This window comes from Stutzerimonas stutzeri (assembly GCF_038561965.1).
In the GTDB taxonomy this organism is placed as follows: domain Bacteria; phylum Pseudomonadota; class Gammaproteobacteria; order Pseudomonadales; family Pseudomonadaceae; genus Stutzerimonas; species Stutzerimonas stutzeri_AA.
The window spans coordinates 639068-662168 of the sequence record NZ_CP139348.1 but is presented as its reverse complement, the minus strand read 5'-3'; the positions used below and the strand labels follow the sequence as shown (position 1 = coordinate 662168).

Annotated in this window: 18 protein-coding genes; 16 read left to right on the top strand and 2 right to left on the bottom strand. The window is 64.1% G+C overall.

Going from position 1 to position 23101, the window contains the following annotated elements; genetic code table 11:
• The first annotated feature begins 37 nt into the window (after positions 1-37).
• The 5 genes from yiaY (at position 38) to eutC (ending at position 6794) form a co-directional block, all read left to right on the top strand.
• Positions 38-1186 carry an L-threonine dehydrogenase gene (gene yiaY / locus SM130_RS02900; RefSeq protein ID WP_102824331.1) on the top strand — a complete coding sequence of 383 codons (1149 nt, stop codon included), beginning with the start codon at positions 38-40 and terminating at the stop codon, positions 1184-1186.
• A gap of 154 nt (positions 1187-1340) precedes the next feature.
• A complete protein-coding gene (gene exaC, locus SM130_RS02895; protein ID WP_102824330.1) occupies positions 1341-2861 on the top strand; it encodes an acetaldehyde dehydrogenase ExaC in 1521 nt (506 codons plus the stop codon).
• 197 nt (positions 2862-3058) lie between these two features.
• Positions 3059-4507 (top strand): ethanolamine permease, encoded by a 1449-nt coding sequence (gene eat, locus SM130_RS02890; protein ID WP_102824329.1) that lies wholly within the window; start codon positions 3059-3061, stop codon positions 4505-4507.
• Positions 4508-4522: 15 nt separating this feature from the next.
• Complete coding sequence (locus SM130_RS02885; protein WP_102824328.1) at positions 4523-5914, top strand: ethanolamine ammonia-lyase subunit EutB; 1392 nt, start codon at positions 4523-4525, stop codon at positions 5912-5914.
• A gap of 85 nt (positions 5915-5999) precedes the next feature.
• On the top strand, positions 6000-6794 hold the full coding sequence (eutC, locus tag SM130_RS02880) for an ethanolamine ammonia-lyase subunit EutC (protein ID WP_102824327.1): 795 nt from the start codon (positions 6000-6002) through the stop codon (positions 6792-6794).
• 7 nt (positions 6795-6801) lie between these two features.
• Here the strand turns inward: eutC and SM130_RS02875 are convergent, their stop codons facing one another.
• Positions 6802-8358 (bottom strand): alkaline phosphatase D family protein, encoded by a 1557-nt coding sequence (locus tag SM130_RS02875; protein ID WP_102824326.1) that lies wholly within the window; start codon positions 8356-8358, stop codon positions 6802-6804.
• A 148-nt stretch (positions 8359-8506) separates the two neighbouring features.
• On the opposite strand from SM130_RS02875, the gene SM130_RS02870 reads away from it, so the two are divergent.
• Together SM130_RS02870 and ppa are read left to right on the top strand one after the other, a co-directional pair.
• Entirely contained in the window at positions 8507-9319 is an 813-nt protein-coding gene (locus SM130_RS02870; protein ID WP_102824325.1) for a zinc-dependent peptidase, read from the top strand.
• 107 nt (positions 9320-9426) lie between these two features.
• Positions 9427-9954, top strand: a complete 528-nt coding sequence (ppa, locus tag SM130_RS02865) for an inorganic diphosphatase (protein ID WP_015275614.1) — start codon at positions 9427-9429, stop codon at positions 9952-9954.
• Positions 9955-10081: 127 nt separating this feature from the next.
• Here ppa and SM130_RS02860 read toward each other — a convergent pair whose 3' ends face one another.
• Complete coding sequence (locus SM130_RS02860) at positions 10082-11554, bottom strand: sensor domain-containing diguanylate cyclase (protein WP_256044871.1); 1473 nt, start codon at positions 11552-11554, stop codon at positions 10082-10084.
• 260 nt (positions 11555-11814) lie between these two features.
• Here SM130_RS02860 and SM130_RS02855 point away from each other — a divergent pair, with 260 nt between their 5' ends.
• From SM130_RS02855 to SM130_RS02815, 9 genes are all read left to right on the top strand, one after another.
• On the top strand, positions 11815-12750 hold the full coding sequence (locus SM130_RS02855) for an ABC transporter substrate-binding protein (protein ID WP_102824323.1): 936 nt from the start codon (positions 11815-11817) through the stop codon (positions 12748-12750).
• Positions 12744-15137, top strand: coding sequence for an EAL domain-containing protein (locus tag SM130_RS02850; protein WP_102824322.1), 2394 nt, complete (start codon positions 12744-12746; stop codon positions 15135-15137). Before SM130_RS02855 ends, SM130_RS02850 begins: the two co-directional genes overlap by 7 nt.
• 112 nt (positions 15138-15249) lie before the next feature.
• Positions 15250-15747 carry an RNA polymerase sigma factor gene (locus SM130_RS02845; protein ID WP_102824321.1) on the top strand — a complete coding sequence of 166 codons (498 nt, stop codon included), beginning with the start codon at positions 15250-15252 and terminating at the stop codon, positions 15745-15747.
• Positions 15748-15945: 198 nt separating this feature from the next.
• Positions 15946-17469 carry a pyridoxal phosphate-dependent decarboxylase family protein gene (locus SM130_RS02840; RefSeq protein WP_102824320.1) on the top strand — a complete coding sequence of 508 codons (1524 nt, stop codon included), beginning with the start codon at positions 15946-15948 and terminating at the stop codon, positions 17467-17469.
• A gap of 11 nt (positions 17470-17480) precedes the next feature.
• Positions 17481-18800: a lysine N(6)-hydroxylase/L-ornithine N(5)-oxygenase family protein gene (locus SM130_RS02835; RefSeq protein WP_102824319.1), complete on the top strand. Its 1320-nt coding sequence runs from the start codon at positions 17481-17483 to the stop codon at positions 18798-18800.
• Positions 18797-19951, top strand: a complete 1155-nt coding sequence (locus SM130_RS02830) for an MFS transporter (protein ID WP_102824318.1) — start codon at positions 18797-18799, stop codon at positions 19949-19951. Before SM130_RS02835 ends, SM130_RS02830 begins: the two co-directional genes overlap by 4 nt.
• Positions 19948-20535 carry a GNAT family N-acetyltransferase gene (locus SM130_RS02825; protein WP_102824317.1) on the top strand — a complete coding sequence of 196 codons (588 nt, stop codon included), beginning with the start codon at positions 19948-19950 and terminating at the stop codon, positions 20533-20535. The genes SM130_RS02830 and SM130_RS02825 overlap by 4 nt, the downstream gene beginning before the upstream one ends.
• Positions 20532-22340 carry an IucA/IucC family protein gene (locus SM130_RS02820; RefSeq protein ID WP_102824316.1) on the top strand — a complete coding sequence of 603 codons (1809 nt, stop codon included), beginning with the start codon at positions 20532-20534 and terminating at the stop codon, positions 22338-22340. Before SM130_RS02825 ends, SM130_RS02820 begins: the two co-directional genes overlap by 4 nt.
• Entirely contained in the window at positions 22324-23082 is a 759-nt protein-coding gene (locus SM130_RS02815; RefSeq protein WP_102824315.1) for a siderophore ferric iron reductase, read from the top strand. The genes SM130_RS02820 and SM130_RS02815 overlap by 17 nt, the downstream gene beginning before the upstream one ends.
• The last annotated feature ends 19 nt before the right edge of the window (positions 23083-23101 follow it).

Below are 23101 nucleotides of genomic sequence, written 5' to 3'. Positions count from 1 at the left end.
GCAAGAACCACTTTCAGACAAGCACAAGGAATTCTCCATGAGCAGCACCTTCTTCATACCCGCAGTGAACATGATGGGCGCCGGAAGCCTCGATGAAGCGATGGTCGCCATCGCCAACTACGGCTTTCGCAAAGCGCTGATCGTCACCGACGCAGGGCTGGCGCGTGCAGGCGTCGCTGAAAAAGTTGCGGCGCTGCTGGCTGCCGCGGATATCCAATCAGTCGTATTCGATGGCGCCCAACCCAATCCAACCGTGGGCAACGTTGAAAAGGGCCTGACCCAGCTGCGCGAAAGCGCGTGCGATTTCATCATCTCCCTCGGCGGCGGCTCACCCCATGACTGCGCCAAGGGCATCGCCCTGTGTGCCACCAATGGCGGCCACATTGCCGACTACGAAGGCGTGGACCGCTCTGCCAAACCGCAACTGCCACTGGTAGCGATCAACACCACCGCCGGCACCGCCAGCGAGATGACTCGCTTCTGCATCATCACCGACGAAACCCGCCACGTGAAAATGGCCATCGTCGACCGCAACGTCACACCGCTCCTGTCGGTGAACGATCCGGCGCTGATGGTAGCCATGCCCAAGGGTCTGACCGCCGCCACCGGCATGGACGCGCTCACCCACGCGATTGAAGCCTACGTCTCGACCGCCGCCACCCCGATCACCGACGCCTGCGCGCTCAAGGCCATCGAACTGATCTCGGCAAACCTGCGTACCGCAGTCGAGAACGGCAGCGACATGCCAGCCCGGGAAAACATGGCCTACGCGCAATTCCTCGCCGGGATGGCGTTCAATAACGCCTCGCTGGGCTACGTTCATGCCATGGCTCACCAGCTCGGTGGTTTCTACGATCTGCCGCATGGCGTCTGCAACGCCGTACTGTTGCCCCACGTGGAGAACTACAACGCCAGCGTCTGCCCTGAACGACTGCGCGACATTGCCGCGGCGATGGGCGTAGAAACGCGCGAGCTTGATGCAGCCCAGGGCGCCGAGGCGGCGCTCGCGGCAATCCGCACCCTGTCCCAGGAAATTGGCATTCCGCGTGGGCTGGCCGAGCTTGGCGCCAAGGCCGATGACATCCCTACCCTGGCAGCCAACGCCATGAACGATGCCTGCGGCCTGACCAACCCGCGCCGCGCCACGCAGAAGGAGATAGAGGCCATCTTCCACAGCGCTCTCTAACTGCCCGGGCCGGGGATCTTACCCCCGGCCCAACCCAGCGGCAGCCTTCGCTTTGCCGCTTCAAAAAGCGCCCTCGGCCGCCCGCGACAGTATTCAAGTCCTGATCTACGCTTTGTGCAGCGAATCTCCATCCAAGAACAAACTGGAGCCCAACATGATCTACGCCCCTCCCGGCACCGACGGTGCCATCGTTACCCTCAAGGCCCGCTACGGCAACTTCATCAATGGCGAGTTCGTCGAGCCAGTCAACGGGCAGTATTTCACCAACCTCTCTCCGGTGAACGGCCAGCCGATCGCCGAATTCCCGCGCTCCGACGCGGCGGATATAGAAAAGGCACTGGACGCCGCCCACGCAGCGGCTGATGCCTGGGGCAAGACCAGCGTGCAGGCGCGCTCGCTGATCCTGTTGCAGATCGCCGATCGCATCGAGCAGAACCTGGAGATGCTCGCCGTCACCGAAACCTGGGACAACGGCAAGGCCGTGCGGGAAACGCTGAACGCCGACATCCCGCTGGCGGCTGATCACTTCCGCTACTTTGCCGGCTGCATCCGCGCCCAGGAAGGCACCAGCGCGGAAATCGACGAGCACACCGCGGCCTATCACTTCCACGAACCACTGGGCGTGGTGGGGCAGATCATTCCCTGGAACTTCCCGATCCTGATGGCCGCCTGGAAGCTCGCCCCGGCGCTCGCTGCGGGCAATTGCGTGGTGCTCAAACCGGCCGAGCAGACCCCACTGGGTATCACGGTGCTGATGGAGGTGATCGGCGACCTGCTGCCACCGGGCGTGCTCAACGTGGTGCAGGGCTACGGTCGTGAGGCCGGCGAGGCGCTGGCCAGCAGCAAACGCATCGCCAAGATCGCCTTTACCGGCTCCACGCCGGTGGGCTCGCACATCATGAAGCGTGCCGCAGAGGCCATCATCCCGAGCACTGTGGAACTGGGCGGCAAGAGCCCGAACATTTATTTCGAAGACATCATGCAGGCCGAGCCGACCTTCATCGAGAAAGCTGCCGAAGGCCTGGTACTGGGCTTCTTCAACCAGGGCGAGGTGTGCACCTGCCCGTCGCGCGCGCTGGTGCAAGAGTCGATCTACGCGCCCTTCATGGAAGCGGTGATGAAGAAGGTTGCACAGATCAAGCGCGGCGACCCGCTGGATACCGACACCATGGTCGGTGCGCAAGCCAGCCAGCAGCAATTCGACAAGATCCTGTCCTACCTCGAGATCGCCAAGCAGGAAGGTGCCGAAGTGCTCACCGGCGGTGCGGCCGAAAAACTCGAAGGCTCGCTCGCCACCGGCTATTACATTCAGCCGACCCTGCTCAAGGGCACCAACGAGATGCGCGTGTTCCAGGAGGAAATCTTCGGCCCGGTGATCGGTGTCACCACCTTCAAGGATGAAGCCGAAGCATTGGCCATCGCCAATGACACCGAGTACGGCCTCGGTGCTGGCGTCTGGACCCGCGACATCAACCGCGCCTACCGCATGGGCCGGGCGATCAAGGCGGGCCGCGTCTGGACCAACTGCTACCACCTCTACCCGGCGCATGCCGCGTTCGGTGGCTACAAGAAGTCCGGCGTCGGGCGCGAAACCCACAAGATGATCCTCGACAGCTATCAGCAGACCAAGAACTTGCTGATCAGCTACGACATCAATCCCCTGGGCTTCTTCTGATAGGTCAGCGCGGGCGGCGAACGCCGCTCGCGCCTTGAACAAGACACCTGCCGAGCTCCGCCGTGGTGCCGCGAAGCTCACAAAAGGTGCGTTCCTGCCGAACTTGGCTGACAAAACACCGCAACTTCATTGCTTTCGGTGCGGGGCACGACGCTTGCTAGGGAGAGACTTGCCAACCTATCCAAGAGGATTCCTCCATGGCTCTCGAACACAGCCGTTCAACGCCACCGCACCACGCAATTGATTTCGAAACCGTTGGCAGTAGCTACTTCCAGGAACGCGAACTGAAAAAAGGCGCCGCCGGCTGGGTGTTGCTGGTTGGTCTCGGCGTCGCGTATGTCATTTCCGGCGACTACGCCGGCTGGAACTTCGGTCTGGCCCAGGGCGGCTGGGGCGGCCTGTTCATCGCCACCCTGCTGATGGCAACCATGTACCTGTGCATGTGCTTCTCGCTGGCCGAGCTGTCCTCGATGGTGCCCACCGCCGGCGGCGGCTACGGCTTTGCGCGCACCGCCTTCGGCCCGCTGGGTGGCTTTCTCACCGGCACGGCGATCCTTATCGAATACGCCATCGCGCCAGCAGCCATCGCCGTGTTCATCGGCGCCTACTGCGAATCATTGTTCGGCATTGGCGGCTGGATGATTTATCTGGCCTTCTACATCATCTTCATCGGCATCCATATCTTCGGTGTCGGCGAGGCGCTGAAGCTGATGTTCATCATCACCGCCGTCGCTGCCCTGGCTTTGGCGGTGTTCATCGTCGCGATGGTGCCGCACTTCTCCGTCGACAAGTTGCTGGACATTGCCCCGACCACTGCCGCTGGCGCCAGCAACTTCCTGCCGTATGGCTACGTCGGCATCTGGGCGGCGATTCCCTACGCGATCTGGTTCTTCCTCGCCGTCGAAGGCGTACCGCTGGCCGCCGAAGAAACCAAGAACCCGCAACGTGACATGCCGCGCGGGCTGATCGGCGCCATGCTGATACTGGTCGCCTTTGCTGGCCTGATCCTGCTGGTCGGCCCAGGCGGCGCCGGCTCCAGCACGCTGGTGGCATCCGGCAACCCGCTGGTGGAAGCACTGACCACCGCCTATGGGTCGTCAACCTGGATGAGCGGTTTCGTCAATCTGGTCGGCCTGGCCGGGCTGATCGCCAGCTTCTTCTCGATCATCTATGCCTACTCGCGGCAAATCTTCGCGCTGTCACGCGCCGGCTACCTGCCACGCAAGTTGTCGCTGACCAACAAGAACAAGGCGCCGGTGCTGGCCTTGATCATCCCCGGCATCATCGGCTTCGCCCTGTCGCTGACCGGCCAGGGCGACCTGCTGATTCTGGTGGCGGTATTCGGCGCGACCATCTCCTATGTGCTGATGATGGCGTCGCACATCGTCCTGCGTCTGCGCCGACCGGACCTGCATCGCCCGTACAAGACGCCCGGCGGCATCGTCACGTCCGGCGTGGCCCTGGTGTTGGCCTGCATCGCCGTGATTGCGGGGTTCCTGGTCGATCCGCGGGTGGTGATCGGCGCCGCGATCATCTACGGGATCTTCATCGCCTATTTCGCGATCTACAGTCGACACCATCTGGTGGCCGGCACGCCGGAAGAGGAATTCGCGGCGATCGAGAAAGCCGAGGCATCGCTGCACTGAACGAAGGAGGCTGACATGGCGTACTCGCACAGCGTGGGCGGCACCACCTGGCGCTTCGACGACCTGCGCGAGGTGATGGCCAAGGCCAGCCCGGCACGCTCCGGCGACCTGCTCGCCGGGGTTGCTGCCGACAGCGACGCCGAACGCGTGGCGGCGCAGATGTGCCTCGCCGCGGTGCCGCTCAAGCGCTTTCTCGAAGAAGCGCTGATTCCCTACGAAAGTGATGAAGTGACCCGGCTGATCATCGACAGCCACGACGACGCGGCCTTCGCCCCGGTCAGCCACCTGAGCGTGGGCGATTTCCGCAACTGGCTGCTCGGCGATGATGCTAACGAGTCGTCGCTAAAGGCTCTGGCGCCGGGACTGACGCCGGAAATGGTCGCCGCGGTATCGAAGATCATGCGTGTGCAGGACCTGATCCTGGTCGCGCAGAAAGCCCGCGTCGTCACCCGCTTTCGCAACACCATCGGCTTGGCCGGGCGCATGTCCACCCGGCTGCAGCCCAATCACCCGACCGACGATGGCGCCGGCATCGCGGCGAGCATCCTCGACGGCCTGCTCTACGGCAACGGCGATGCAGTGATCGGCATCAACCCGGCCACCGACAGCACCAGCGGCATCTGCGAGCTGCTGAAGATGCTCGACGCGGTGATCGGCCGCTACGAGATCCCAACCCAGGCCTGCATCCTGACCCACGTCACCACGTCCATCGAGGCGATCAACCGCGGCGCGCCGCTGGACCTGGTGTTCCAGTCCATCGCCGGCAGCGAGGCGGCCAATGCCAGCTTCGGCATCAACCTGGCGACCCTGCAGGAAGGTTACGAGGCCGGCCTGTCGCAGAAGCGCGGCACGCTTGGCGACAACCTTATGTACTTCGAGACCGGCCAAGGCAGCGCGCTGTCGGCCAACGCTCACCACGGCGTCGACCAGCAGACCTGCGAGGCACGGGCCTATGCGGTGGCGCGCCGTTTCAAGCCGCTGCTGGTCAATACCGTGGTCGGCTTTATCGGCCCGGAGTACCTCTACAACGGCAAGCAGATCATCCGCGCCGGGCTGGAGGACCACTTCTGCGGCAAGCTGCTCGGCGTGCCCATGGGTTGCGACATCTGCTACACCAACCACGCCGAAGCCGACCAGGACGACATGGACATGCTGTTGACCCTGCTCGGCACGGCGGGCATCAACTTCATCATGGGCATCCCGGGCTCGGACGATGTGATGCTCAACTACCAGACCACCTCCTTCCACGACGCCCTCTACGTGCGCCAGGTGCTGGGTCTCAAGCCCGCACCGGAGTTCGAGGAATGGCTGGCGAAGATGCAAATCCTGCGGCAGGACGGCAACCGCCTGCAGCTCGGCCGCGAGTTGCCCGAGCCATTCCGTCGGGCGCTGGAGAACATGGCATGAAGCCGCTCTCGTTACCTCGCCCATCCTCAGGTGGAAAACGCCGCGCGCTTTTCCACTCGCCTGACCGTCACACTCCGAGGTAGCCATGCCCGACCGCTCCCCCGCCATCGAAAACCCTTGGCAGCACCTGCGCCAGCTGACCCCGGCACGCATCGCACTTGGCCGGGCTGGTGTCAGCCTGCCAACCGACGCGCAGCTGGACTTCCAGTTCGCTCACGCCCAAGCGCGCGACGCGGTACATCTGCCGCTGGACTGCGAAGCGCTGGCCGGCGAACTGGAAAAGCATGACCTCAGCCATCTGCACCTGCGCAGCGCCGCTTCAGACCGACAGATCTATCTGCAGCGTCCCGACCTCGGTCGGCGCCTCGACGAAGCCAGCGCCGCGACGCTCGACGAGCACACTGGCGAAGGCTGCGATCTGGCGCTGGTAATTGCCGACGGCCTCTCCGCCCTGGCCGTGCAACGCCACGCCGCACCGATGGCCTTGAAGATCGCCGAGCACTGTCAGGCCGAAGGCTGGTCGCTCGGGCCGATTACCCTGGTCGAACAGGGCCGCGTCGCGATTGCCGACGAAATCGGCCAGCGGCTGAAGACGCACATGGTGGTCATTCTGCTCGGCGAACGCCCCGGGCTCAGCTCGCCGGACAGCCTGGGCCTGTACTTCACCTGGGCGCCGCAGGTCGGCCGGCACGATGCGCAGCGCAACTGCATTTCCAACATTCGCCCCGAGGGTCTGAGCTACAACCTCGCCGCGCACCGCCTGCTCTATCTGATGCGCGAAGCCAGCCGCCGCCAGCTCTCGGGTGTGCAGCTCAAGGACGAAGCGGAAGTGCCGACGCTGGAAGGCGAACCCCGCGCCGGCAACTTCCTGCTCGGCTGACGTCAACTCAGACGGCCGGCTGCCAGGGCTCAAGCGTCTGGCTGTAGACCACCGTCCCGTCGATGTCGCGCAGACTCACACCCAGCGCACCACTCTGGGCGTCGATCTCCACCTCACCGAAGAACTGGAAGCCCGCCCGCGGCGAGCTGTTCGCAGTCGGCGGCGCTTTCTGAAACACCACCTCCGGACCAAAGGTGCCGTCCAGCGGGTTCGGACCGAAGCTGCCGGCATTCAGCGGGCCGGCGACGAATTCCCAGAACGGCTCGAACTGCTGATAGGCCGCGCGATTGGGGTGGTAGTGATGCGCCGCGCAGTAATGCACATCGGCGGTCAGCCAGACGGTATTGCGCACCCGCGCGCGCTGGATGAAGGTCAGCAGCTCGGCAATCTCCAGCTCGCGGCCAAGCGCTTCGCCGTCATGGCCGTTGGCGATCGCCTCCCAACGCGGGCCGTCCGGTACGTGCAGGCCGATGGGCATGTCCGCGGCGATGACCTTCCAGGTTGCGCGAGAGGCCCGCAGCTCGCGCTTGAGCCAGCGCAGCTGCTCGCGACCGAGAAACGCCGTGTCGGCGCCCTGCTCCGCTTGCAGGTTGTGGGTGTTCGGCCCGCGATAGCTGCGCATGTCCAGCACGAACACATCCAGCAGCGGCCCGTAGCCGACCTTGCGGTAGATGCGCCCCTGGGTGTCGCCGCGGGCCATGCGCATCGGTGCGTATTCCAGATACGCCTGACGAGCGCGCTGCACCAGGGTATCGATGTCGCGCACCTGCTGATAACGCTCGTCCAGCTCCTTGCTCGGCGACCAGTTGTTGGTCACTTCATGGTCATCCCACTGCCAGATCTGCGGCACTTCGGCATTGAAGGCACGCAGGTTCTCGTCCAACAGGTTGTAGCGGTAGTTGCCGCGAAACTCATTGAGCGTCTCGGCGACCTTGCTTTTCTCCTCGGTAACCAGATTGCGCCAGATGCTGCCGTCCTCGACGGTCACCTCGGCGGGAATCGGCCCATCCGCGTAGATCACGTCGCCACTGTGCAGGAAGAAATCCGGCCGGCGCATACGCATGCTTTCGTAGATGCGCATGCCGCCGAAGTCCGGGTTGATGCCGTAACCCTGGCCGCAGGTGTCGCCGCCCCAGACGAAGCGGATGTTGCGCGGCCGCTTTGGCGCGCTGCGCAGGTGGCCTAGCCAGGGCTCGCTGAGCATGCCGCTGCGGGCATCTTCAAAGCGCGCGCGGTAGAAGATCGATTGATCCGCCGGTAGCCCGCGCAGGTCGACGCGGGCAGTGAAGTCCTGGCCGGCATCGGTGATCGGCGAAACCATGCGCCGTGGATTGCCGAAGCGGCTGCGCGTATCCCACTCGACGATCAGCCGGCCGGGCCGATCGCAGCGGCTCCAGATCAGCGCACGGTCACGCGCCACGTCACCGGATTGCACGCCATCAAGCATCTGCGGGCGTGCGCGCGGCGCGGCGATGATAGCGGGCGCAACGCCCAGGGCCGGCAGGGCCAGGCCGGCCCCGATACCCTGCAACAGTTGGCGGCGCTTGTGATCCGGTACGGTCATGACGGGGGTCTCCTTGCGAGCGGGTGTCCTCCTGATGTACCCACCACGCTTGACAGTCCCATGACGCGCCGACCGGCGGTACTTCACTGCTTGTCGCATCCTGCAGCCACGCTTAATGTGGGCGCCCCGCCCCGCTGGAAGCTTCACCATGTGGTCCTACCGCGCCTGGCAGCGCAAACGCATCCTCGCCCGTAACCCAGTTGCTCCGCAGCTGTGGCAGCAGGTGCTCGACAGTCTGCCGATTCTCGATGGTCTGAGCGAAGACGAGTTGAGTCGTCTGCGTGAGCGCGCCGTGCTGTTCCTGCACGACAAGCGCCTGACGCCGCTGGCAGGCGTCGAGCTGCAACCTGAAGACCGGTTGCGCCTGGCGTTGCAAGCGCAGCTGCCACTGCTGCACCTGGCCGACCTGGGCTGGTATCACGGCTTCCACGAGATCGTCATCTACCCCGACGACTTCCTCAGCCCGCAGAAGCACCGCGATGCCGCCGGCGTCGAGCATGAATGGAACGGCGAACACAGCGGCGAGGCCTGGCTGCAAGGCCCGGTGATCCTCGCCTGGCCGGGCGTACAGCAGAGCGGTGGCTGGGAGGCCTACAACCTGGTGATCCACGAGCTGGCGCACAAGCTGGACATGCTCAACGGCGACGCCAACGGCCTGCCGCCGCTACACCGGCAGATGCGCATCGATGCCTGGGCCAGCGCCATGCAGAGCGCCTATGACCAGCTCGACCACATGCTTGACGCCGACCCCGATGCCGAGACGCCAATCGACCCCTACGCAGCCGAAAACCCGGCGGAGTTCTTCGCCGTCACCAGCGAATACTTCTTCAGCGCGCCGGACGTACTGCAGCAGGTCTTTCCCGAGGTCTACGCGCAGCTTGCCGCCTTCTACCGCCAGGACCCGCTAGCCCGACTGCAACGCCTGCAAGCGGAACATCCGGCCTACCGGGAACCTGCGTAGGCTGCGCGCGTCGAAGCCGGCGTGCATTGCACGCGACATTGCGCCTATAATCGCGCCCACTTTTTCCCGCCCCCAGGCCGCGCTGGCCGATCAGGAGCCCATCGTTCATGAGCTACAGCAAAGTCCCGGCTGGCAAAGACCTGCCGAACGACATCTACGTCGCCATCGAAATCCCGGCCAATCACGCGCCGATCAAGTACGAAATCGATCACGACACCGACTGCCTGTTCGTCGACCGTTTCATGGCCACCCCGATGTTCTACCCGGCCAACTACGGTTTCATCCCGCACACCCTGGCCGATGACGGCGACCCCCTCGACGTACTGGTCGTGACCCCCTATCCGGTTGCCCCGGGTTCGGTCATCCGCTGCCGTCCGGTCGGCGTGCTGAACATGACCGACGAAGCCGGTGGCGACGCCAAGCTGATCGCTGTACCGCACGACAAGCTGAGCCAGCTGTACGTGGACGTTAAGGAATACACCGACCTGCCGCCGCTGCTGATCGAGCAGATCAAGCACTTCTTCGAGAACTACAAGGATCTCGAGAAAGGCAAGTGGGTCAAGGTCGAAGGCTGGGAAGGCGCCGACGCCGCCCGCGCCGCCATCATCAAAGCTGCCGAGGCTTATCAGAAGTAAGCCGAAGCACTGAAGAAAAGCCGGCCACAAGCCGGCTTTTTTATTGCCTGCGTTTTTTGCGAGGCCCATCCACAGTTGACCGGCTCATCTGTGAGCCCGTCCAGCGCACCCATTGGTGAAGCCCCAGTCAGACGCTCGGGCAATCGACCCGTACCTGGTTTCGGCCGCCATGCTTGGCGTCGTAAAGCGCCTTGTCCGCCCGCGCGATGAGCTGCTCGATCTCATGCCCCCCGGTATCCATCTGGGCTAAGCCAATGCTGACGGTGATATTGATATCGCCGGCGGCTGTTGCGATTGGCGTATGCGCGATTGCCATGCGGATCTTCTCGGCGACGCTCAGAGCACCGTCCGCATCGGTATGCGGCAGCGCGACGGCGAACTCCTCACCGCCGAGGCGGCCGAACAGATCGTGAGCGCGAAGCATGCCGGCGCAAATCGCAGTGAACTGCTTGAGCACTGCGTCGCCGATCGGATGGCCATGTACATCATTGACGCGCTTGAAGTGGTCGATGTCGAGCATCAGCAGGCTCAGGCTTTCATCATGGCGGCGAGCCCGGGCAAGCTCCGCCTCCAGCCGTGCGAGAAACGAACGGCGACTGCTAACGCCCGTCAGCACATCGGTATTGGCAAGCTGTGCCAACAGATCGTGAGCCTGGCGCAGCCGCTCGGTACTCTGGAAATACCGACTGCTCAGCACGAAGACCAACAGCGCGATCGCCGATAGCAGCAATGAAATGATGCCGGCCGAGGCGATCAGCAGCTCCTTGCGCTGATGAAAGGACGCCATGAAATCCTTGGGCGCCAGCAGCACGACTACCACAACACCTTCGGCAGGAAGACGCCGATACGCGCCGAGGCGATACTCGCCATCGATGGAACTCACGCCTTCGTAATAGCCGTGTGCAGGCGCTTTCGGGTCGAAATAGGGTCTGTCCTCCGGTACTTTGAAGCGGCCGTAGCGGCCTGGTATCGGCGTACCCGAGGCGATCGCGCGCAAGCTGCGGTCGATGCCCACCAGCGCAATGGTGCCGTTCGGGCCTACGTTGATCTGCTGGTAGTAATCGGCGAAAAAGCTGGTTGGCACGGAAAGCACCAGCACACCGGCAAACTCGCCATTCTGGTGGATGGGCCGGGTGAACTGGATGGTCCACTGTTTCGACACCCTGCCCAACACCGGCTTGCTGATGAACAAGCGGTCGTCCTGCGGGTTGTCATGGTGAACGCGGAAATGCTCACGATCACTGAGGTCGACAGGTTTGACGGATGGCGCGAGATTGGAAAAAACCAAGAAGCCGTTCTTGTCTATCACCGCCAGCTGCGTGACGAAGCTTCCGTAGGCCTGCATTTCCTCCTGCACGTACTGCTGAAAATCGGAGTGTTCAAGCACGTCTTCGCGCATGTCCAGCAGCACGATGTCCATTAGCCTGATCGCGCTGTGCACATGCGCTTCGAATGCGGTTGCCAGATTCATCGCATCGTTACGCGCGGCCTCCGCCGTAGCACTGCGCTGATGCTTGATCTCGTCCAGAACGAAGGTCCACATGGGCACCAATGTGAGTGCGAGGATAAGTACTGCTAGAAGTCCTGCCTTGCGTTTCAAGCTTTCTCCGTCGCGTCCCACGCGAAGTTCTTGTTCTCGAAGCTACCAGACGCCGGATTTGCCACAGCGGACACGTTGTCGCAGGCAGCCAGTTCACTTCGGAGACGCCTTGCGATACCACCGCAGCCCCCAGCTACGGGGCCTGCAGACCCTAACCGGCTTGCCTAGTTCGCTAGCAGCGAATATCCCCTGCTTTAGCAGGGATTCACGTGACCGTACGGTTTCGCTATGGTGGCTATCAGGTATCACGGAGTAGTCGCATGGTACGGGCCTCAATCCTTCTGCTGTTGTTCGTTGCCCTGCTCGGCTGCCAGCCCGACCCGGAAGCGATCCGCGTCGGCAGCAATCGCTGGCTTGGCTACGCGCCCTACTATCTTGCAGACGATCTCGGCCTGACTAACCCCAGCGGCATTCGCATGGTCGAGTATCCAAATGCCACAGGCGTGTTGCGGGGTTTCCGCAACGGCATGCTGGATGCCGCCATGCTGACGCTGGACGAGACGCTGCTGCTGCAAGGCAGCGCGCCGGATCTCGACCTGGAGATCATCCTGGTCGCCAATGTTTCGGCCGGCGCCGACGCGCTGTTCGCGCGAGCTCCGGTGACCACCATCACAGAACTCAAGGGCCGGCGCATCGGCGTGGAGAACACGGCGCTCGGTGCCTATTTTCTTTCCCGCGTACTGGACCATGCGCAACTGACCATCAACGATCTACAGGTGATCAGCCTGCCGATTCACGAGCAGGTCGCAGCATTCACCGACGACCGGGTCGATGCGGTCATCACCTTCGCCTCTGAAGGCCCCGCGCTTGAGAACAACGGCGCACGAAGGATCTTCGACAGCCGCCAGCTGCCGGGGGAGATCGTCGATGTGCTGGTGGTGGACCGCAATCGGGTGAGCCTCGACCAACGCCGACGACTCAAGGCTTTGTGGTTCGATGCACTGCACGCCTGGCAGAGCGATCGAGCCAAAACCGACTCGCGCCTTCGTACCCGACTAGGCTTGTCGCATGCAGCCCTCGAGGTCACTGCCGGCGGCCTGCTGATGGGCGACGAGGCCGTTAATCGCGAATGGTTCGAAGACGGCCAGCTGCGCCGAAGCATCGATAGGATGAGGCTGTACATGAACGAGCGGCACCTGCTGGACGGAACACGCCATCATGATCTGCTGCCCAGCTGCGAGGTGCTCGGATGCTGACCCGGCTATCGCTGCGCAAATCGCTTCCGCTGTTGCTGGGGATCTTCGGTCTGCTGTTTACCGTACTGCTGACCGCCTGGCATCTGCCTACGCGAATCGAGGAAACGCTTACCGGCTGGCGCAACCACACCTATCAGCATCTGGCATTGCTGCAAAGCAGCCTGAGCGATCACCGTCGCCTCGGCCGTATCGCCGAACTGGAGACCGAACTGGCGGACCTTGCGAGCCTCCAGGGCGTGCGCTGGGCGATGGTAATCGATGCTGATCTGCAGATGATCGCAACGACGCGCCTGGGCCTGAAACCAGGCCGGCTAGAGCTGATCAGCGCCGCCGACCTCAAGCAATACGTCGATAGCGGACGTGCTGGCTGGACCGGTGAAGGCTCTCGGCAACTGGCAATCTATCCGCTGGACCGTGTCGCGCAGGACGGCACGCCTCTGCACGAAGTGCTGCTGGTGGAATACGACTTCGCACCGATGCTGGCACAGACCAAGCGCGAGGCCTGGTTCTATCTGGCGCAGACCCTGACCTTGCTGCTGTTACTCGGGCTTATCCTGAACAGGCTCTACGGCAGGCTACTGACACGCCGTCTAGCCCAGATCGACCAGGCGGCTCGCCAGTTCGCCATCGACCAACACCCGCAGAAGCTGGCAGTCGGCGGCAGAGACGAGATCAGCCGCCTCGCCAGAACCCTGAACCGGATGATGAACCAGCTGCACGAACGGCAACTGGCACTCAGCGAGAGCGAGCAGCTGCTGCGCGACCTGATCGACACGGCGCCGATCGGCATGCTGGTGGTCGATCGCGAGTTGCGGGTGCTGCAGGCCAACCCGGCCGCAGCCGCCCTTTTCGGCTGCTCGCCCGAGGAGCTTCGCGGCAACCTGCCCAGCGACCGGCTGGTCGAACGCGACGCCACTACCCGCCTGCTCAGCACCCCGGCTAACACGGCCCTGGAGCTGACCGGGCGCCGCAACGGTCAGGATGTTCCGCTGGAAATCAGCTGCACCCCGTTCCAGCGCTACGGGGTAAGGCACTTCCTGGTGCTGCTGCGCGATATCAGCGATCAGATACGAGCCGAGCAGCGCCTGCGTTTTCTTGCCCACTTCGACCCGCTCACCCAGTTGGCCAACCGCAATTACCTGATGCAGCGACTCGAGAATCTGCTGGTCGCGCGGCTCCCGCTAACCCTGCTCTATCTCGATCTCGACCATTTCAAGCGCGTCAACGACAGCCTCGGCCATGAGATCGGCGACAAGTTGCTCGTACAGATCGGCGATCGCCTCAACCAGTTGCTGCCCGAGCAGGCCCTGCTGGCCCGCACCGGCGGTGATGAGTTCATGCTGCTGCTCAACGGCAGCAGTACCGCACGTGCCAGACAGCTGGCCGAGCAGATCATCGAAGGCTTTCGGCCACCGGTGCGCATCGGTCAATACGAATGCTTCGTCAGCCCCAGTATCGGCGTCGCCGTAAGTGATGGCCGCCATAGCGCCACCGACCTTCTGAAGCAGGTCGACCTGGCGCTTTACGCAGCCAAGGATGCCGGTCGCAACTGCATGGTGGTCTATAACGATTCGCTGAGCGAAGCCGCCGCCCGCCGACGTGAACTCGAACAAGCACTGCGCCGTGCGCTCGACCGTGATGAGTTCGTGCTGCATTACCAGGCGCAGGTCAATGCCCAGGGCGAGGTGGAGGTCATGGAGGCGCTGCTGCGCTGGGAATCACCCGAGCGCGGTCTGGTGCCGCCCGGCGATTTCATCCCGGTGCTCGAAGAAAGCGGCATGATCATCGAGGCAACGCGCTGGGTGTTTCGAGAGGCTTGTCGGCAGGCCTGCCGCTGGCACGCTGCGGGGCACAGGCTACGCATTGCGGTTAACCTGTCGCCGCTGGATTTCAGGCAGGCCGATCTCGCCGGCAGCCTGCTGGCGATCATCGAGGAAGAAGGCGCCTCGGCGAGCATGCTGGAGTTGGAAATCACCGAAAGCGCGCTGCTCGAAGCGGACGAGCATGTCCAGCAAACGCTGGACAGGCTGAAAGCTGCCGGGCTGCCGTTGTTGCTGGATGACTTCGGCACCGGCTATGCCTCGCTGACCTACCTGCAACGCTTCCGCTTCGATGGCATCAAGATCGACCGTGAGTTCGTCAGCGGGCTGCCCGATAGCGAGCAATCGGTCGCCCTGGTGCGCGGCATTCTCACCATGGCCAGCCACCTTGGCCTGCATGTAGTCGCCGAAGGGGTCGAGAACGAGCGCCAGGCGGCCTTCCTGCGACTCAACGGCTGCCCCAGCCTGCAAGGGTTTTACTACGCCCGCCCGCAACCGGCGGCGCAGTGCCGATTGCGCCAGCAATGGGTGGCATCGATCAATCTGCAGTTACCGCTGGACGGCTGAGGTCAGCCACAACCGGATAGCGCTGCAGGAGCAGTGGGGGCAAACCGCCTTCAATTGCGAATCGTTATCATCTGAGCTAGTTTCACTGCCCCTTTTGGCGGCACGACTTCTCATGCAGAACAACGACACGGCCACCGATCCCTGCCTGCAATGCTACGTCCACCATCGCCAGCAATTGGTCGCACATCTGACTCGTCTCGGCGGCTGCCGCGCATTGGCCGAGGATCTGGCCCAGGACGCCTGGCTGAAACTCGCCCAGGTCATGCACGAGCAACGCCTCGATAACCCCAAGGCCTATCTCTTTCGCATCGCCACCAACCTGCTGCGCGACGCCATGCGCCATCGAGCCCTGCTCGGGGCGCCCGACGAAGCGCCGCTGGAACTCATCGAGGCGGTACAGGCCGACCCGTCAGTGCTGGTGGAAAATCGCTGCGCGCTGCAATGCGTGCTGCGCCAGCTCGATGATCTGCCGCCGCGCTGTCGCGAAGTATTCGAACTGGCTCGTTTGGAGGAACTCAGCCAGGCCGAAATTGCTGGGCGCCTGGGTATTTCGGTGAATACCGTGATCGCGCAGCTAGCCAAGGCGCGTCAGCGGTTGGAGCGCCCATGAAATTTTTTTCATCATCCGGGTAATGGTTTTTCCGCGCTGGTTCGTCTTGCCTGTGCCTTTGCGCAATTGAGATTGATTCTCGATTAACAAGCATTCTCGCAGATGCTCCCGTGCGGCCTCGCCGCCAGACCAGAAACCACCGAAGCCGCGAAAACGGCCCGTACAGGGCCGCGGTCGCGCTCGGCCCGAGGAATGTGCATGACCCCGTCCAGTACCGTAGTGCCCTTCGCCCCCAGCCCCGTCAGCAACGGGCTGTTCACCCGCGGCAATCACGATGCTTACCGGCAGCTCCTGCAGCAGGGGCTGACTCTGGTGCAGCAGTGTCTGCAGCGTCAGCAGCAACCGTTCAGCGGCATTCTTCCGCAGGAACTGGCCGCCGATTTCGAACGCGTCGATCTGGAGCGCCCGCTGGGCGATGCCGGCGCCGCGCTCCGCGAGCTGGATCAGCTCTACCTGCGCGACGCGGTGTACTTCCACCATCCGCGCTATGTCGCCCACCTCAACTGTCCGGTGGTGCTGCCCGCGCTGCTCGCCGAAGTGCTGGTGTCGTCGCTCAATTCCTCTCTGGACACCTGGGACCAGAGCGCCGGCGGTACGCTGATCGAGCAACGGCTGATCGACTGGACCTGTGCGCGAATCGGCCTCGGCGCCCAGGCCGATGGCGTATTTACCAGCGGCGGCACCCAATCGAACCTGATGGGTCTGCTGCTGGCCCGCGAGCATGTCTGCAATCGCCTGTCGGGTCATGGTGGCAACCTGCGTCATGGCCTGCCGAGTGAGGCCCGCGAACTGCGCATCTTTGCCTCCGGCGCCAGCCATTTCAGCGTGCAGAAATCCGCCGCGCTGCTGGGCCTGGGCTATGACGCGGTGCGCACCATCGAAACCGATGCCAGCCAGTGCATGAGCGTGCCGGCGCTCGCCCAGGCGCTGGCCGACTGTCAGCGCCTGGGCGAGCTGCCCATGGCCGTGGTCGCCACCGCCGGCACCACGGACTTCGGCAGCATCGACCCGCTGCCGGAAATCGCCGCGCTTTGCCAGCACTACGGTGTCTGGCTGCACGTGGACGCGGCCTATGGCGGCGGTCTGCTGGTCGCAACGCGCTACCGCGACTGGCTGGCCGGCATCGAACATGCCGACTCAGTCACCGTCGACTACCACAAGTCGTTCTTCCAGCCGGTCAGCTGCAGCGGCTTCTTCGTTCGCCAGCGTCAGCACCTGAGCTACATCACCCACCATGCCGACTACCTCAACCCCCGCAGCCAGACCCGCGAGGGCACGCCGAACCTGGTCAACAAGAGCATCCAGACGACCCGCCGCTTCGACGCACTGAAGCTCTGGCTGACCCTGCGCATCCTCGGCGCCGAGCATATCGGCGCGATGTTCGAGGAGGTCATCGACCGCGCCGCCGATACCTATCGCCTGCTCGCCAATGATCCCGCCTTCGAAGTCTTCACCCCGCGCCTGAGCACGCTGGTGTTCCGCTTCGTCGCGCCAGGCGTGGCGGACGAGCGCCTGGACGAGATCAACCGCGAAATCCGCAAGGCGATCTTCCGCTCCGGCGCGGCGGTCATTGCCGCCACCGTGGTCAAGGGCCGGCAGTACCTCAAGTTCACCCTGCTCAACCCGGAAACCACGCTGGACGACCTGCGCGCCATCGTCGAGCTGATTCGTGACCACGGCGCCCGCCTGCTCGACGAGCTACCCACCGCCGCCAACCAGTAAGGAGATCGCACATGAACAAGGTGTATGACTTCATTGGCATCGGCATTGGCCCGTTCAACCTCGGCCTGGCCTGCCTGGCCGAACCCATCGACGGGCTCGATTGCCTGTTCCTCGACCGCGCCGAGGGCTTCAACTGGCACCCCGGCATGATGCTCGACAGCGCCACTCTGCAGACGCCGTTCATGGCCGATCTGGTGACCCTCGCCGACCCCACCAGCCGTTTCAGCTTCCTCAACTACGCCAAGCAGGTCGGCCGGCTGTACGCCTTCTACATCAAGGAAGATTTCTTCCTGATGCGCCGCGAGTACAACCAGTACTGCCAATGGGTGGTCGAGCAGCTCGACAGCCTGCGCTTCGACCACTTCGTCCAGCACGTCGACTACCTCGATGAGCGCCGCTGCTACCGGGTACGCGGCGTGCACACGCGCAGCGGCGAGGGCTTCGAGCTCCTCACCCGCCGCCTGGTGCTCGGTACCGGCACCACGCCCTACCTGCCGACCTGTTGCGAGGCACTGGCCGAGCACGTCAGCCACAGCGGCAACTACCTGCAGGACAAGGCGCGACTGCAGGGCAAGCGCTCGATCACCGTGGTCGGCAGCGGTCAGAGCGCGGCGGAGATCTACTACGACCTGCTGCAGGACATCGACCGCCATGACTACCAGCTCAACTGGATCACCCGGGCGCCGCGCTTCTTTCCGCTGGAATACACCAAGCTGACCCTGGAAATGACCAGCCCGGAGTACATCGACTACTTCCACAGCCTGCCGCGCAGCACCCGGGAAAAGCTCATCGACAGCCAGAAGGGCCTGTACAAGGGCATCAATGCCACCCTGATCAACGCCATCTACGACGAGCTGTACAACCAGAGCCTCAAGGGCGAGGTACCGACCCAGCTGCTGACCAACGCCGAGCTGCGCCGCTGCCAGCGAATGGCCGATGGCACGCTGGAGCTTGAATTCTTCCAGCACGAACTGGAGCAGAGTTATCGCCACCGCAGCGATGCGCTGGTCATGGCCAGCGGGTATCAGTACCGCCTGCCGCGCTGCATCCAGCCGATCGCCGAGCGTATCGCCTGGCAGGCACCGGAACGCTTCGCCGTGGCGCGCAACTACAGCATCGACCGCAACGGAGGCGAGGTCTTCGTTCAGAACGCCGGGCTGGTCGATCACGGCCTGGTCACGCCGGATCTCGGCATGGGCTGCTACCGCAATGCCTGCATCCTGCGCGAGATCTGCGGGCGCGAGCACTACGCGGTGGAAACGAAGATCGCCTTCCAGCAGTTCAGTCTGCCGCAGCCGCTGACACCTCAGGGCGCGGTGGCGGCGCGATGACACTGCGACGCGCGCTGATCGGCATGACACTGCTGGCAGTACTCGGCGACAGCTTGCTGATGCCGTTCTACCCGCAGTATTTCGCCGAGCGTTTCGGCGAGCTGCGCAGCGAGCAGGTCGGGCTGTACCTGGCCGCGGTGTGCCTGGTGGCGATGCTCGCCTTGCCGCTGTGGGTGCGCCTGTCCAGGCATGCGCATCCGCTGCGGCTGCTGATCTTCGGTCAGCTGATGGCTGGGCTGCTGGCGCTGGCCTGCGCGGCGATCGAGCAGCAATGGCTGTTCTGGCCGGTGTCGCTGACGATGATCGCCTTCAAGGCCAGCTACCTGCTGATGTACCCCTACGTGATGGGACTGGTGGGCGCCGACCAGCAGGTGCGTACCATCGGCCTGCTCTCGGTGGTGGTGCATCTGGGCGCGATTGCCGGCGCCACGCTGGGTGGCGGGGTGCTGCATTACCTCAGCCCGGCGCGGATGTTCGTGCTGATGGGCCTGATGGATTTCGTGCAGATGGCTGTCAGCCTGCTCTTGTTGCGCCATGCGCCGCAACCGACCCGAGTCGATGCAAGCACGCCACCACGGCCGCGCGGGGAGCACCTGGCAATCGCCCGGCTGTGCTTGCTGATGCTGGCGTTCTACTTCTGCATCTACCTGGCGCGGCCGTTCTTCACGGTGTACTGGGAACAGCTCGGCGGGCCTCAGGCAAGCTGGATCACCGGCCTGGTCTATGCCATTCCCGGCATGCTGGCGCTGCTCGCCCTGGCCCTGCATTACCACGCCGGCCAGCGCCTGACCGCCTGGCTGCTGCTGGGCGCGGCCGGACTGGCGCTGCAGGGCATCGAGCAGATGCCAACAGTGCTCGCCGGCCGTGTGCTGTTCGGCTGGGCGTTGTATCAGCTCACCGTGGCGCTGGATGCACGGCTGTTCGCCCTCAGCCGGCCGGAGCACTACGGCCGCGACTACAGCCTGATCAACATCTTCCAGAACCTCGGCGTGCTCGCCGCCTCTTGGCTGGCCGGACTGGTGGTCCGCGACGCCGGCCTCGCCGCGCCGTTCTTCCTGTCCGCCATCGGCCTCGTTCTCACCGCCTGCGTGCTGCGCTGGTTGCTGGTTTCAGCACCAGTCAGTGCGCCCCTCTGTGGAGCCAAATCATGAATACCGCTCTTTCCCGCGCGGATGGTCCGCGCTTCGTTCGCTACTGTGCGCTTGGCGCCATGCACTTCGAGAGCGTGCAGCCGGAGCATTTGCCGCTGCTGCATGACTGGCTGCGCCGCGACTATGCGCGCTTCTGGGCCATGAGCCATCTGAGCCTGGCGCAACTGGCCGACTATGTTGGCGAGATCCAGCACAGCAGCCACCGCGAGATTGCCCTCGGTATGTGCAACGGCGAGCCTGCGTTCCTTTTCGAGGGCTATCACCCAGCCCACGACCGCCTCGCCGATCATTACCAGGTGCGCCCGGGCGACCGTGGCATGCACCTGTTGCTCGCGCCCTGCGAAAAGCCCATGCACGGCTTCAGCCTGGAAGTCATGCGCAGCATCCTCGCCTACCAGTTCGCCGACCCTTTCGCCCGCCGCATCGTCGTCGAGCCCGATGCGCGCAACGCCAAGGTGCACGCCTTGAACCAGCGTGTCGGCTTCGTTTACCAGCGCCTGCTGCAGCTACCGGAAAAGGACGCCTGCCTGGCGTTCTGCACCCGCGCGCAGTTCCTCGCCACCCTTCAGGAGAATCCGCAATGAATCAGCTCGTGCACCTGCCAACCACCGCCGGCGATCTGGCCACCGAACACCTGCAGGCCGAACATTGGGCCCGCGCCAATCGCCTGTTGTTGAAGAAGGCCCTGGCCGAGTTCAGCCACGAGAAGCTGCTCAGCCCCGAGCCGCTGGGCGACTGTTGCTACCGTGTGGCGGTGCCGGATAGCACCAGCGAGTACCGCTTCAAGGCGCGGCGGCTGGCGCTGGATCACTGGTCCATCGGCACCGAGTCCATCGAAAAACTAAGCGATGGCCAGCCGCAGCCACTGGACGCGCTGAGCTTCATCATCGAGTTCGCCGAAACCCTCGGAATTTCCGAAAACAACCTGCCGGTCTATCTGGACGAGATCAGCAGCACCCTGTTCGGCAGCGCCTACAAGCTCGCCAACAGCCCGCTGAGCGCCGCCCAGCTGGCCCTGGCGGATTTCCAGCAGATCGAGACCGGCATGCGCGAAGGCCACCCGGGCTTCGTCGCCAACAACGGGCGGATGGGCTTCGATGCCCAGGATTACCGCGCCTACGCGCCGGAGGCCGCGAGCCCGGTGCGCCTGGTCTGGCTCGCCGTACACCGCAGCCGCGCCAGCTACAGCGCCATCGAGGGGCTGGATCAGACGATCCTGCTGCGCGAGGAGCTGGGTGGCCAGCTCGATGTGTTTCACAACCAGCTGCAGGCACTGCATCTCGCACCCGAGGATTATCTGCTGATGCCGGCCCACCCCTGGCAATGGCACAACATCCTCGCCATCGGTTTCGCCGCGGAGATCGCCAGCCGGCAGATTGTCCATCTCGGCCTGAGCAATGACCGCTACCTGGCGCAGCAGTCGATCCGCACCTTTTTCAACCAGAGCCAGCCACAGCGGCGCTACGTGAAGACCGCCCTGTCGATCCTCAACATGGGCTTCATGCGCGGGCTGTCGCCCTACTACATGCAGGCAACGCCGTCGATCAACGCCTACCTCGCCGAGCGTGTGGCCAGCGACCCGCTGCTGCGCGACTGCGGCTTCCAGCTGCTGCGCGAAGTCGCGGCCATCGGCTACCGCAACCCCTATTACGAGCAGGCGCTGCCGGCCAGCAGTCCTTATCGCAAGATGCTTTCGGCGCTGTGGCGGGAGAGCCCTTATGGCCACATTCAACCCGGCCAGCGGCTGATGACCATGGCCGCACTGCTGCACAGCGACGGCGAAGAACGTGCCCTGCTGGCAACGCTGATCAGTGCCTCGGGCCTGAACGCCGACCGCTGGGTGCGCCGCTATCTCAACGCCTATTTGACGCCGTTGCTGCACTGCTTCTACGCCCACGACCTGGTGTTCATGCCCCACGGCGAGAACCTGATTCTGGTGCTGGAAGACCATGTACCGGTGCGCGTGCTGATGAAGGACATCGGCGAGGAAGCAGTGATTCTCGATGCCGACGCACAGATTCCCGAGGCCGTGGGTCGGCTGGCGGTATCGGTGCCCGACGAGCTCAAGGTGCTGTCGATCTTCACCGACGTGTTCGACGGCTTCTTCCGTTATCTGGGACAAATCCTCGATGAGCAGGTCGGCCTGCCGGAGCAGCGTTTCTGGCAACAGGTGGCCGACTGCATCGCCGACTACCAGGCCGGCCAGCCACAGCTGTGCGACAAGTTCGCCCGCTACGACCTGTTCGCCGAGGAATTCGCCCGCTCCTGTCTTAACCGCCTGCAGCTGGGCAACAACCGGCAGATGCTCGATCTGGCCGACCCAGCCGGCGCGCTGAAATTCGCCGGCACCCTGAAAAACCCCGTCGCACCCTATGCACCGGAACGCTGAAACCCAATGGGCGGATGACGAGGCGCTGAACGACCTGCTGCTGCGGGTGCGCAACGCCCTGCCTGGACTGGACGGACGCGTCGGCTCGCCAAGACCCGACGAGCTGATGCTGGATCGCCCGCAGTCGTTGGCCGCCCTGCTGGCGCACTGGCAGGCGGCGCATCCGGAAGCGGGCCGCCATTACTGGGCGGCGCGCTGCTGGACGCTGCTGGTCTGGCAACCCATCTATCTGCAGGTGCTGGCCGTACAGCTCGATGGCCAGGCGCCTTGCCTGGACGGCATGGCGCAAGGTGTGGCGCAAGGCTTCGTCGCCGGTTTCTGCCTGCCGGCCCACCAGCCGTTGCATGCCGATTCTCAGCGGCTGCTGCGGCATGCCGGGGAGCAGGTTCGCCACTTCTGCGGCCAGGCCCACGCGGCCTGCGGCACGCTGCTAGGCCTGCATCCAAAGCTGGCGCAACGCCTCGCCGCGGACTGCGTGATGGCCGCGCTGCTGCACACGCAACAGACTGATGGTTGCGGCAACCTGCAGCTCTGCCGGCGCGCCGATGCCTGGCTGGAAGCCTGCGCCATGCGCGGCGCCAGCGGCCTGCTGGCGGTGCAGCTGGCCGATGGCGGCAGCCGCCTCGGCTTGCAGCGCAAGGCCTGTTGCCAGCACTTCCGCCGCGCCGATGGCGAGCTCTGCGACAGCTGTCCCAAGCTCTCGGCCGAAGAGCGCGGCAGACGGCTGCGTACGCAGGGCTGAACGACCCGCTAGCCGGCGC

Bases quoted from the DNA above. Each gene is read 5' to 3' on its own strand.
- yiaY (WP_102824331.1), top strand. From the start codon at position 38: ATGAGCAGCACCTTCTTCATACCCGCAGTGAACATGATGGGCGCCGGA.
- exaC (WP_102824330.1), top strand. From the start codon at position 1,341: ATGATCTACGCCCCTCCCGGCACCGACGGTGCCATCGTTACCCTCAAG.
- eat (WP_102824329.1), top strand. From the start codon at position 3,059: ATGGCTCTCGAACACAGCCGTTCAACGCCACCGCACCACGCAATTGAT.
- SM130_RS02885 (WP_102824328.1), top strand. From the start codon at position 4,523: ATGGCGTACTCGCACAGCGTGGGCGGCACCACCTGGCGCTTCGACGAC.
- eutC (WP_102824327.1), top strand. From the start codon at position 6,000: ATGCCCGACCGCTCCCCCGCCATCGAAAACCCTTGGCAGCACCTGCGC.
- SM130_RS02875 (WP_102824326.1), bottom strand. From the start codon at position 8,358: ATGACCGTACCGGATCACAAGCGCCGCCAACTGTTGCAGGGTATCGGG.
- SM130_RS02870 (WP_102824325.1), top strand. From the start codon at position 8,507: ATGTGGTCCTACCGCGCCTGGCAGCGCAAACGCATCCTCGCCCGTAAC.
- ppa (WP_015275614.1), top strand. From the start codon at position 9,427: ATGAGCTACAGCAAAGTCCCGGCTGGCAAAGACCTGCCGAACGACATC.
- SM130_RS02855 (WP_102824323.1), top strand. From the start codon at position 11,815: ATGGTACGGGCCTCAATCCTTCTGCTGTTGTTCGTTGCCCTGCTCGGC.
- SM130_RS02850 (WP_102824322.1), top strand. From the start codon at position 12,744: ATGCTGACCCGGCTATCGCTGCGCAAATCGCTTCCGCTGTTGCTGGGG.
- SM130_RS02845 (WP_102824321.1), top strand. From the start codon at position 15,250: ATGCAGAACAACGACACGGCCACCGATCCCTGCCTGCAATGCTACGTC.
- SM130_RS02840 (WP_102824320.1), top strand. From the start codon at position 15,946: ATGACCCCGTCCAGTACCGTAGTGCCCTTCGCCCCCAGCCCCGTCAGC.
- SM130_RS02835 (WP_102824319.1), top strand. From the start codon at position 17,481: ATGAACAAGGTGTATGACTTCATTGGCATCGGCATTGGCCCGTTCAAC.
- SM130_RS02830 (WP_102824318.1), top strand. From the start codon at position 18,797: ATGACACTGCGACGCGCGCTGATCGGCATGACACTGCTGGCAGTACTC.
- SM130_RS02825 (WP_102824317.1), top strand. From the start codon at position 19,948: ATGAATACCGCTCTTTCCCGCGCGGATGGTCCGCGCTTCGTTCGCTAC.
- SM130_RS02820 (WP_102824316.1), top strand. From the start codon at position 20,532: ATGAATCAGCTCGTGCACCTGCCAACCACCGCCGGCGATCTGGCCACC.
- SM130_RS02815 (WP_102824315.1), top strand. From the start codon at position 22,324: ATGCACCGGAACGCTGAAACCCAATGGGCGGATGACGAGGCGCTGAAC.